The organism is Conexibacter woesei DSM 14684, assembly GCF_000025265.1.
GTDB classification, from domain to species: domain Bacteria; phylum Actinomycetota; class Thermoleophilia; order Solirubrobacterales; family Solirubrobacteraceae; genus Conexibacter; species Conexibacter woesei.
In genome coordinates, this window is record NC_013739.1 from 4575949 (window position 1) to 4586505 (window position 10557).

The 10557-nt window shown below is 72.0% G+C and carries 10 protein-coding genes; 2 read left to right on the forward strand and 8 right to left on the reverse strand.

The window, feature by feature from the left end; genetic code table 11:
- Nucleotides 1-65 precede the first annotated feature (65 nt).
- The 3 genes from gndA to CWOE_RS21590 form a co-directional block, all read right to left on the reverse strand.
- Nucleotides 66-1508, reverse strand: a complete 1443-nt coding sequence (gene gndA / locus CWOE_RS21580; protein WP_012935766.1) for an NADP-dependent phosphogluconate dehydrogenase — start codon at nucleotides 1506-1508, stop codon at nucleotides 66-68.
- A 54-nt stretch (nucleotides 1509-1562) separates the two neighbouring features.
- On the reverse strand, nucleotides 1563-1988 hold the full coding sequence (locus CWOE_RS21585) for a hypothetical protein (RefSeq protein ID WP_012935767.1): 426 nt from the start codon (nucleotides 1986-1988) through the stop codon (nucleotides 1563-1565).
- A gap of 65 nt (nucleotides 1989-2053) precedes the next feature.
- A complete protein-coding gene (locus tag CWOE_RS21590) occupies nucleotides 2054-3235 on the reverse strand; it encodes a PHP domain-containing protein (RefSeq protein ID WP_012935768.1) in 1182 nt (393 codons plus the stop codon).
- Nucleotides 3236-3268: 33 nt separating this feature from the next.
- Here CWOE_RS21590 and CWOE_RS21595 point away from each other — a divergent pair, with 33 nt between their 5' ends.
- Entirely contained in the window at nucleotides 3269-3922 is a 654-nt protein-coding gene (locus CWOE_RS21595; protein ID WP_012935769.1) for a TVP38/TMEM64 family protein, read from the forward strand.
- A 58-nt stretch (nucleotides 3923-3980) separates the two neighbouring features.
- On the opposite strand, the gene CWOE_RS21600 is transcribed toward CWOE_RS21595, so the two are convergent.
- Entirely contained in the window at nucleotides 3981-4769 is a 789-nt protein-coding gene (locus CWOE_RS21600) for a flagellin N-terminal helical domain-containing protein (protein WP_012935770.1), read from the reverse strand.
- A gap of 10 nt (nucleotides 4770-4779) precedes the next feature.
- Nucleotides 4780-5571: a flagellin N-terminal helical domain-containing protein gene (locus CWOE_RS21605; protein WP_012935771.1), complete on the reverse strand. Its 792-nt coding sequence runs from the start codon at nucleotides 5569-5571 to the stop codon at nucleotides 4780-4782.
- A 269-nt stretch (nucleotides 5572-5840) separates the two neighbouring features.
- Between CWOE_RS21605 and CWOE_RS21610 the strand changes: the two genes are divergently transcribed.
- Nucleotides 5841-6203, forward strand: a complete 363-nt coding sequence (locus CWOE_RS21610) for a helix-turn-helix transcriptional regulator (protein WP_012935772.1) — start codon at nucleotides 5841-5843, stop codon at nucleotides 6201-6203.
- Between the two features lie 9 nt (nucleotides 6204-6212).
- On the opposite strand, the gene CWOE_RS21615 is transcribed toward CWOE_RS21610, so the two are convergent.
- From CWOE_RS21615 to CWOE_RS21625, 3 genes are all read right to left on the reverse strand, one after another.
- The gene (locus CWOE_RS21615; RefSeq protein ID WP_012935773.1) at nucleotides 6213-6917 is read right to left on the reverse strand and encodes a hypothetical protein; all 705 of its coding nucleotides are present in this window, start codon (nucleotides 6915-6917) and stop codon (nucleotides 6213-6215) included.
- On the reverse strand, nucleotides 6914-9652 hold the full coding sequence (locus CWOE_RS21620; protein WP_041730799.1) for an SdrD B-like domain-containing protein: 2739 nt from the start codon (nucleotides 9650-9652) through the stop codon (nucleotides 6914-6916). Before CWOE_RS21620 ends, CWOE_RS21615 begins: the two co-directional genes overlap by 4 nt.
- Before the next feature lie 197 nt (nucleotides 9653-9849).
- Nucleotides 9850-10536, reverse strand: a complete 687-nt coding sequence (locus CWOE_RS21625; RefSeq protein WP_012935775.1) for a nucleotidyltransferase family protein — start codon at nucleotides 10534-10536, stop codon at nucleotides 9850-9852.
- Between the last annotated feature and the right edge of the window lie 21 nt (nucleotides 10537-10557).

The following is a 10557-nucleotide window of genomic DNA, read 5'->3' on the forward strand; positions in this document are numbered from 1 at the left end:
GGCCGAGGGCCGGTCGTCCTGGATTGCTGTCGTAGAGCGACACCAATCCAGGACGATGCGCGACGCTATGCCGTCGCGACCTCCGAGCGGTCGCCCGACCACAGCGTGTGGAAGGCGCCGTCTCTGTCGACGCGGCGATAGGTGTGCGCGCCGAAGAAGTCGCGCTGGCCCTGGACGAGCGCGGCCGGCAGCCGCTCGGAGGCGAGCGAGTCGTAGTAGGCGAGCGCGGCGGAGAAGCCGGGCGCCGGGATGCCGGAGAGCGCGGCGGTCGCGACGATGCGACGCCAGGCGGTCTCGCCGTCGCGCACGGCGGCGGCGAAGTACGGGTCCTCCAGCAGCGTCGTCAGCGACGGGTTGTTGGCGTACGCCTCGACGATGCGGTTGAGGAAGCGGGCGCGGATGATGCAGCCGCCGCGCCAGATCTTCGCGATGTCGCCGAGCGAGATCTCCCAGCCGAACTCCTTCGCGCCGGCGATGATCACGTCGAAGCCCTGTGCGTAGGCGACGACCTTCGAGGCGTAGAGCGCGGCGCGCACGTCGTCCTCGAAGCCGTCGCCCGGGGCCTGGATCTCAGGCCGCGCCTCGATCGTCGCCTGCACCGCGGCGCGCTGTGCCGGCTTGCTGGAGACGGCGCGGGCGAAGACCGCCTCGGCGATCCCACCGACCGGCACGCCGAGCCCGACGGAGTTCTGCACTGTCCAGACGCCGGTGCCCTTCGAGCCCGCCTCGTCGAGGATCACGTCGACCAGCGGCCGGCCGGTGGCGGCGTCGGTCTGACGCAGCACCTCGGCGGTGATCTCGATCAGGTACGACTCGAGGTCGCCCTCGTTCCAGGCCGCGAAGACCTCGGCGATCGCCTCGGCGTCGTGGCCGCCGACGCGCCGCAGCAGGTCGTAGGACTCGGCGATCAGCTGCATGTCGGCGTACTCGATGCCGTTGTGGATCATCTTCACGAAGTGGCCGGCGCCGTCCGTTCCGACGTGCGTCACGCACGGCTCGCCCTCGGCGACGGCGGCGATCGAGGCGAGGATCGGCCCGAGCGTCGCGTACGCCTCGGCGGAGCCGCCCGGCATGATCGACGGCCCGTTGAGCGCGCCCTCCTCGCCGCCGGAGATGCCGGCGCCGACGAAGTTCAGCCCCCGCTCGCGCAGCGCGTGCTCGCGGCGGATCGTGTCGTGGAAGTTCGCGTTGCCGCCGTCGACGATGATGTCGCCGTCCTCGAACAGGTCGGCGAGCTGGTCGATCACGGCGTCGGTGCCCTTGCCCGCCTGGACCATCACGATCGCGGTGCGCGGCTTCGCGAGCGAGGCGGCGAACTGCTCGATCGACTCGCTCGCGACGAAGCCCGCCTCGGGGTGCTCGGCGACCAGCGTCCGCGCCCGCTCGGGCGAGCGGTTGTAGACCGCGACCGTGTTGCCCTCGCGGCTCGCGAGGTTGCGCGCGAGGTTCGACCCCATCACGGCAAGCCCGACGACGCCGATGTTCGCTGACGGTCTGCTCTGGCTCATCGCTTCTCTTTCCTCGGGCGGGACACCGCTGACATCGCCCGAATCCTACGAGCCTCAGGCGCTTCGCTGCTCGCGCCGCAGCCCGAGCGCCTGCAGCCCGGCGAAGCCGGCGACCGTGACCGCCTGCATGACGATCCAGATCGTGCCGACCGCGGTCGGCGAGCCCCAGCCGACGACGGCCTCGACGAGGCTCTCGACCGCCCAGACGACGTTCAGCGCGACGATCGCGATGACGGCGGCGCGCGGGATCTCGCGGCGCGAGCCGGTGATCCAGACGGCGGCGGCGAACAGCAGCAGGAACGCGCCCGCGGCGCGCAGCAGCGTCGGCGAGAGGCCGAACAGGTCCCCGAGCGGCCCGGCCGCGACGAGGTAGGCGGCGCCGTTGGCGCCGGTCACGACGGCGTCGAGCTTGAGCGCGGGACGCAGGAGCGGGCGGCCGTCGAGGCGGCTGCCGGCGATGGATGTGGTGGAGTCGTTCATGGGCGCAAGCTTCGCGCCGACCGCCGTGGAGATCTACGACCTCGGAGGTAATGTCCGGCGCTCGCTCATCCGCGCTCGCCCTCGCGGTCGGCGCGGTCGGCGCGCAGGTGGACGGGGTTGGAGAGCAGCCACACGCGCCCGTCGATCCGCGCCTCGACGCGGTAGGCGCCGGGTGCGGAGAGGTCGAGGTCGAGCGCGTCGGCGAGCGGCTGCTCAGCGACCGTCGCGCCGTCGCGGAAGACGCGCACGCCGGCGGCGCGCGGCAGGCGGAGGCGGAGGACGGCGGGCGCGGCCGGGCCGGGGGCGGGCGGGCCGGGCGCGGCCGGGCCGGGGGCGGGCGTGCCGGGGGCGGCCGCGCCTGCGCCGAGCGTCGCCTCCCCGCCCATCGGCACGGTCGACCCGTCGGCCAGCTCGGCCCACAGGCGCGCGCCCTCCGCTGGGGCGACGCAGGGGCGTGCGAGCCAGGCGGCGCCGGCGGCCAGCGCGGCGAGCACGGTCGCGCGATCGGCCGGGCCGTCGCCGGTCAGCGGGCGCTCGCAGACGAGGTGCGTGCGCAGCAGGTGGAACGTGCGCACGTGCGACAGCGGCGAGCGGACGCGTCCGTCGAGCCGCACGCCCGGGGCGTGGCCGTCGAGCCCGCCGAGCGCGGGCACGCGGCGGCGCGCCGACAGCTCATCCCACGCGCGCAGATGGTGGGCCGGTGGGCCGTCGTCGGTCGCGGCGACCGGGTCGCGCATCCAGCGGACCGCCTCCGCGGGCGTGCGCCACGCCTCCGCGCCGTCGGTCGTGACGCTCCACAGCTCGATCCCGTCGGTGCCGCCGTCGAGCGCGAGCGCCGCCCAGCCGTGCGGCGGCACGACGCGCCGCGCGAGCGCCGGAACGAGCATGCGGCTGCCGCGCGAGAAGGGGTGGGCGGCGAAGCCGACGCCGCCGGCCGCCCGCACCGCCTTCGCGATCTCCAGCGGGCTGCGCCCGTCGTGCGCGACCTCCTGCTCGACGCCGAACGCCAGGTAGTGGCCGGTCGGCGGGCTGACCTCCACCCCGACGACGAGCAGGACGCCGTCGTGCCAGCCCTCCCACCCGTCATGGCGGGCGGCGAGCGTGTCGTGGTCGGTCAGCAGCACCGCGTCCGCCCCGCTCCCGCGCGCGGCGGCCAGCAGTTCCGGGACCGTCGCGGTCCCGTCCGAGAAGGTCGTGTGGACGTGCGCCACGCACGACACGTCGTACCCGCCGCGTGCTGGATCCATGGACTCTCACTCTAGGCCGACTACCCTGACCCGATGGCGATCCGCCGCCTCGCCCTGCTCGCGGTGCCCGCGGCGATCGCCTTCGCCGCCGCGCTGCTGCTGCCGAAGTCCCCGAGCGGGCTGCGCGACCTGCTGCTCGGCGGGCAGCTCGGACTGCTCGCGCCGATGATCGCGCTCGTCGCCTGGGCCGTGCTGACCCCCGCGCTGTTCCCCGGCACGGTGCTCGCCGGCGCCAGCGGGCTCGCGTTCGGCTCGCTCGGCGGGACCGCCCTCGCGTGGGGCGGCGCGGTGCTCGGCGGGCTCGTCGCGTTCGTGCTCGCCCGCACCGTCGCGCGCGAGCAGGTCGAGCGCGTCGTGCTGCGCCGGCAGAAGCTCGCGCGCGTCAGCGAGCTGCTGGAGCGGCGCGGCTTCGCCGCGACGCTCGCCGCCCGGCTGATGCCGGGCGTCCCCGCGACCGCGCTCCACTACGCGGCCGGTGTCTCGCCCGTCCGCGCGCACGCGTTCCTCGGCGCGATGGCGATCGGCGCGCTGCTGCGGACGGTCCCCTACGCGCTGCTCGGCCAGGGGCTCGGCTCGGGATCTCCGCTGCTGCTCGCGCTCGGCGGCACCTCGATCGTGCTCGGCGGCCTCGGCGGCGGCGTGCTCGTCTGGCAGCTCAGAAGACAGACCAGCCTGTCAGCGTCGTGAACGCGGCCGGAGGGGAGCGGTCGCCCGCCCCGCCTCCGGCCTGCACGGCGCGGTCGTCCTAACGCAACAGCGAGAGGACGGACTGCGGCGCCTGCTGGGCCTGCGCGAGCATGCTCGTACCGGCCTGCTGCAGGATGTTGTTCTTCGTGAACGTCACCATCTCCGCTGCCATGTCCACGTCACGAATTCGCGACTCAGACGCCGACAGATTCTCCTGATACACCGACAGGTTGTTGTACGTGTGCTCCAGGCGGTTCTGCACCGCGCCGAACGACGCGCGTGCTCTCGAGACGTTCTCGATCCCGGTGTCGATGACGGCGAGCGTCGCGTCCGCTCTGATGTCTCTCACTTCCGCGGAGAGTCTGATCAGCGCGACCGAGATGACCTCGCCGTCGTTGGCGCCGACCTGGAACGTGGCCGCCACGGCGCTGTCGAGCAGTCTGATGCCGTTGAACTGCGCGGTCGTTCCGATCCGGCCGATCTCGGCGGCGAGCTGCGCGATCTCGGACGCGATCGCGCCTCTGTCGTTCGCCGCGAGCGTGCCGTTCTCGTGCTGGACCTTCAGCTCACGGACGCGCTGGAGCATGCTGTGCACCTCCGTCAGCGCGCCTTCCGTCGTCTGGACGAGCGAGATGCCATCCTGCACGTTCCGGCGCGCCTGGTTCAGACCGCCGATCTGACCGCGCAGCTTCTCCGAGATCGCCAGACCCGCAGCGTCATCCGCCGCACGGTTGATCCGGAAACCCGAGGAGAGCCGCTCCATCGACTTCGCCAGCTTCCCGCTGGTGCTCTCCAGATTGCGATGCGCGTTGAACGCCTCGACGTTCGTGTTGATACGAAGGGACATGTCAACCTCCTCAGCGCAGCAGTGACAGAACGGACTGCGGGGCCTGCTGCGCCTGCGCCAGCATGCTCGTGCCAGCCTGCTGCAGGATGTTGTTCTTCGTGAACGTCACCATCTCCGCCGCCATATCGACGTCACGGATCCGGCTCTCCGAAGCGGACAGATTCTCCTGATACACGGACAGGTTGTTGTACGTGTGCTCCAGACGGTTCTGCACCGCACCGAACGCCGCACGCTGATCCGAGACGATGCCGATCGCGGCGTCGAGCGCACCGAGCGTCGAAGCAATCGTGAGTCTGGTGATTCTCTCTTCGAGCGAGACCGTCGCGACCGAGATGACCTCGCCGTCGTTGGCGCCGACCTGGAATCTGATCGCCGGGTTTCTGCCGTCGAGCAGCGTGATCCCGTTGAACTGCGTCGTCACGCCGAGTCGATCGATCTCTCTCGTCAGCTGGTCGACCTCGGACGCGATCGCGCCTCTGTCGCCGGCGGCCAGCGTGCCGTTCTCGTGCTGGACCTTCAGCTCGCGAACGCGCTGGAGCATGCTGTGCACCTCCGTCAGCGCGCCTTCCGCCGTCTGCACCAGCGAGATGCCATCCTGCACGTTGCGACGCGCCTGGTTCAGACCGCCGATCTGCCCACGCAGCTTCTCCGAGATCGCCAGACCCGCAGCGTCGTCGGCAGCGCGGTTGATACGGAACCCTGAGGACAGGCGTTCCATCGACTTCGCGAGCTTGGTGCTCGTACCTTCGAGGTTGCGATGCGCGTTGAACGCCTCGACGTTTGTATTGATTCGAAGGGACATACGTCTCATCTCCTTGATGATCGTCCCGGGGCGACCTCATGTCGCCCTCTGTTCGCCCCTGTGATTCGGCCGCCAGCCCAGTGCAATTGAGCACTTTGGCACCTCAGACGTACGTCTTGTCACTCCAGACCAACGCCCTGGCATCTCAGCGCTCAACGAGCGGTCTCCGCACATAACGACGACGCTTCCCGACATAATCGGCGGCAGCTCGCAAGCACGACGCAGCAGTCGCCGACCTCGGCGACCACGGCGCGTTGGAGGAGGTGAAAGTGCAGCGACCAGACACCGTCCACACCCGGACCCAGCTCTACGCCCGCGCGATCGAGATCGTCGAGCGCGAGCACGGGACGCAGATCGAGATCGACGCCGTCGCAGCGCGCCTGACGACCTCGCGCCGGCAGCTCCAGCGCGCCTTCACGGAGATCGGCCGGACGACCTTCCGCAGACACCTGACGGCCGTCCGGATGGCGAACGCCGCCCGCCTGCTGACCGATCCCAGCCTGACGGTGGGCGCGGTCGCCCGACGCGTCGGCTACAGCCAGCAGGCCCAGTTCGCGAAGTCGTTCCGCGCGCACTTCGGCAGCCTGCCGTCCGAGTACCGGCGCGAACGAATCGTCGTCGCCGTGAGGTGAGCGGGCCGCTCACCCATCCGCCGGCAGCCGCACCGTCACCGGCTCGTGCGTCAGCAGCGTCACGTCGAGGCCGTCGCTCACGCGCTCGGTCACGGCTCTGCGCATCGTGCCGTCGGGCGCGACCCACAGCGTGATCGCGCCGGTCCTGCCGTAGCGGTAGACGTCGTAGCGTCTGCCGTCCAGCGTCGCGCGGCGGAGGAAGCGCGCGCCCTGGTCGCGGATGTTCGCGGTGTTGTCGATCGTCTCGGCCGACAGCAGGTGGACGAAGCCGATCATCGCCTGGATCGGGTCGTTCTCCGGATCGGGCGCCCGCCGCGCGAACGTGCGGCCGCCCGGTATCTCCTGCGCGAAGACGGCGTGGCGGGTCCAGTAGAACGTGCGCGGCGCACTCAGCTGCGGATCGTCGGGGCTGACGCGCACGACGCCGCGGCCGCGGCTGAAGTCGACCCGCCCGCGCGCGTGGACGGGCTGCCCGTCGATGTCGAACGCGGCGGTGAAGCGCGCGCCGCCGCGCTCGCGGTTCTGCTGCAGCGTGCGCGCGAGCTGGAGCGCCTGCGCGTCGTTCACCGCCGTGCCGGGCACCGTTCTCGCGGCGGCGGTCGTGCCGGCGGCGTCCTCGGACGAGGACGAGCCGCCGCCGCATGCCGCGACCGTCGCCAGCAGCGTCGCGAGCAGCGCCGCGAGCACTGCGCCCGGTGCTCGCCGCCCGCTCATCCGGTCACTCTCGGCGCGGGTCGTCTCGGTCGCAGGACCGCTCTCGCGTGGGCGGGTCTGACTCTCTGCGCGACGGCGCGAGCGCGGTTGATCAGCAGGCCGAGCAGGACTCTTCTGCGCAGCTGCGTGAGGACGTGGAACTTCCTCGCGTGGCCGCTCGGGAGGCTGGCGAGTCTCCAGCAGACCTCACGGGCTCTCGGATATCTTCTCGCCAGTCTCGTCGCGCCGAGCACGTCGAGCAGCCGCGGCAGGCTGTCGCACAGTCTGACGCGGTCGACGGTGTGCGGGCCTGCGTTGCGGACCACCATGCCGAACTGGAGTCTTCTCAGCACGTCGCCCTGGCGCGTGCGTCTGACGAGGTACTTCACCAGCACCATCGGCGTCTCCGGCGACGGCTCGGCGCCCGCGTAGACCGGCTGCTCGGGCGGCGGCGGCTGGGGCACCGGCGGCTGCGGCGGCTCGGGTGGCGTCGGCGGTCTCGGCTCCGGCGGTCTCGGCGGCAGTGGTCTGCTGAAGCCGAAGTCGTAGGTGTGGTCGTTGTGCCCGACGCCATGCGCGCTGACCGACGCGACCGAGCGCCCGTCTCTCTCGACGCCGTTGTTGTCGATCCGGCGGTCTCTGCCGGCGAACGCGATCGTCACGACCCAGCCGTCGAGCGACGGCTGTGCCAGCGGCACCCGCACCGTGTATCTCGTGTCCGGCGCGACCGCGAAGACGTACTCGCCGCTCGAGTCCGTCGTCGTGTTGTCGATCACGATGCCGGTCTCGTCCAGCAGCTCCACGACCGTGTCGACGACCGGATCCTCGTCCGCGTCCTGCAACCCGTTGCGAACGACGTCGTACCAGAGCCGGTTGCCTATCTGGACCGGCGCGCGCCCCATGTAGGAGTCGAGGTCCCCGAGCCCGTTCGCCTTCTGCCAGCCGCCCGTCGGCGAGTACGGCGAGGAGAAGTAGTTCTCGAACAGCCGCGTCTTTCTGCCGTTCGCGTCGTCGTACCAGAGGAACCCGTTCGAGGTCGCTCTCAGCACGTCGTTCTGCGTGCTCAGCACGTCGCGGAAGCCCGGGACCTGCATCACGCCGCCGAGCTGGTTGTTCGGTATCGAGAGCCCGATCCCGGGGTTCGGGTCGTAGAAGTAGCCGTTGCCCGGGCCGACCGCGCCGTAGCCGCCCGCAGCGAACGCTCTGGCACCGAAGCCGGTGCGCCCGCCGACGCTGCCGCCGGATTCGAGCGTGAAGCCGGCGCCGCTCGGCGCAGCCCGCAGCAGGTCGCCCTGGATCGTCACCGACGCGCCGAAGAACGACGGGTCGAACGGGTCGGTGTTGCCCTCGCCGATCACGCTGTTGCCTGACATGTCGCCCATCAGGTCGCGGAAGCCGAGCTGGAGGCTGCCGTCGGAGTCGACCGAGATCCCCGTCAGCTGCGGGTAGGACTCGTCGTTGACGAACAGCGAGCCGCCGACCGAGCCGCGTCTCCCGCGGCCGACGTCGGCGGGGCTGAGAAAGCCTCTGCCGTTGATCGTCGCGGCCGTCGGCCACGGCTGCCAGTCGCTCGACGCGGACTGGAACGGCGAGCCGGCCGGCGGGTTCGGCACGCGCGTGTACGTCAGCGGGACGCTGAGCACCGGGCTGAACGTCGGCGTTCCGTCCGGGGTGCCGACGCGGTAGACGACCGCTCTCAGGTCGGCCGTGCTCTGCGACGTCTCCGCGTCGCAGACGCCGCCGACGTACATCTCCTCGCTCGCGCCGCGGTCGAAGCCGATCGAGAACGCGCGCCACGTGCCGCCTGTGCAGCCCGGGTCGGGGACCGGCGTCGAGGACGCTGGTCTGACCGGCGCTGTCCCGTCGAGCGGGAGGCGGTTGAGCGTGTTGTCGTTCAGGTTGACGACGTAGAGGTTCTGATCGGCAGGGTCGACTCTGACGGAGCCGAGCCCGCGCCTGCCGACGAGGTCCCACGACATGTCGCGGTTCGCCGGCGGCGTGTTGAACCAGTCGTTGACGTCGCTGCCCGGGTGGCCGTCGGCGCCGGCGCTGACGTCGGCCCAGAGGCTGACGGCGCCGAGCGGGCCGACGCGGAAGATCGCACCGGTGCCGAATCTCGTCAGCCCGGCGAAGCGCTTGTAGTAGGCGCCGGCGTAGAGCGTGCCGGTGCTCTGATCGATCCCGACGCCGTAGACCGTGCCGATCTCGCCGAACGTCGCGAGCGTCCGTCTCGACGGCTCGGTGTTGAACGTGCTTCCGGTCTGCGGGGTCGTGAAGTAGTCGATCCCACGGATCGCGCTGTTGCCGCTGTTGACGTTCGTCGGCCCGGGCCAGTGCATCGCGTACGAGACCGGCGGGTTGTTGACCGACCAGTCGCGCGTGTAGTGGACGCCGAAGTCGGCGCCTCTGACCGCTCTGGAGGCGTCGACGAACTGCTCGTGCGAGCGCAGCCCGTTGAGCTGGCGCGTCGACCACCACGGCCGCGGCCCGCTCAGCTCGATCCGCACTCTGGCGTCTGGCGCGTTGAGCGTGTAGGTGCCGTCGGCCGCGGTCGTCGTCGTATCGACCACTCTCGTGCTGGCGACGAACGCCCGCGCGGTCAACCCCGCGACCGGACCGTCGACCGCGCCTCTGGCCGGGTCCGCGTCGCGCAGCCCGTTCGTGTTGTAGTCGTGGAAGACCGTGCCCGACACCGTCGCGGCGCCGGCTGGGAGCGCGAGCGCCAGCAGCAACGCGAGCGCCGCGAGCGCGGCCACCGCTCCTTGCGTGGTCAGGCTGCCCGTGACCCAGGTCCTGCGCGACTCTGACATGCTCGCCCCCATAGCGATCGGCCGCAGCATCTCCTACCCGCCGCGCGAGCAGCGCAGACGCAGCCAGGCGCGAAAGCGCATCAAACCGCGCCTTTCCTGATCGAAGTTGGCTCACGCGCGGGGTGCCGGGGGCGCCCGCCGCGTCACGTCCGCCCGACGAGCCGCTCGCACGCGCGCAGGTCCGCGACCGTGTCGACGTCGCGCGGGTCGGCGACGTCGTCGCACGGCACCTCGATCGCACCACAGCGCCGCAGCAGCGGCCCGGCGCCGGCGCCGTCGTCCTGCGCGAGGATCCGCGCGAACAGCTCCTGCTCCAGCACGACCGGGTGACCGGGCTCGCCGTCGTAAGTCGCGCGCACCGCCGCCCGGCCCGGCGTGCGCGCCGCGAGCACCCGCCGGATCGCCGCCGGCCCGACGAGCGGCTGGTCGCCGAGCACGACGAGCACGGCATCCACCGCGCCGCCCGCCCCAGCCGCGCCGCTCGCCCCAGCCGCGCCGCTCGCCCCAGCCGCGCCGCCCGCCCCAGCCGCGCCGCCCGCCCCAGCCGCGCCGCCCGCGCCGACCGCGACCAGCCCCGCCTTCAGCGACGCGCCGGGACCGGTCTCCCAACCGGGCGCCTCGACCACCTCCACCTCGCGCAGGTCCACCGCCGCACGCACCTCCGCGGAGCGGGCGCCGAGCACCACGACCGGCCGCGTGAGCCCGGCGGCGAGCACGTTGCCGATCGCGTGGGCGAGCAGCGGCCGGCCGCCGAGCGCGGCGACCTGCTTGGGGCCGCCGAAGCGCCGGCCGGCGCCGGCGGCGAGCACGATCGCGCGCACCGCGGTCACCGGCTCAGCTTCTCACAGACC

Coding starts and splice junctions, on each gene's coding strand:
- CWOE_RS21600 (WP_012935770.1), bottom strand. CDS start 4,769: ATGTCCCTTCGTATCAACACGAACGTCGAGGCGTTCAACGCGCATCGC.
- CWOE_RS21605 (WP_012935771.1), bottom strand. CDS start 5,571: ATGTCCCTTCGAATCAATACAAACGTCGAGGCGTTCAACGCGCATCGC.
- CWOE_RS21595 (WP_012935769.1), top strand. CDS start 3,269: ATGGCGATCCGCCGCCTCGCCCTGCTCGCGGTGCCCGCGGCGATCGCC.
- CWOE_RS21615 (WP_012935773.1), bottom strand. CDS start 6,917: ATGAGCGGGCGGCGAGCACCGGGCGCAGTGCTCGCGGCGCTGCTCGCG.
- CWOE_RS21585 (WP_012935767.1), bottom strand. CDS start 1,988: ATGAACGACTCCACCACATCCATCGCCGGCAGCCGCCTCGACGGCCGC.
- CWOE_RS21590 (WP_012935768.1), bottom strand. CDS start 3,235: ATGGATCCAGCACGCGGCGGGTACGACGTGTCGTGCGTGGCGCACGTC.
- gndA (WP_012935766.1), bottom strand. CDS start 1,508: ATGAGCCAGAGCAGACCGTCAGCGAACATCGGCGTCGTCGGGCTTGCC.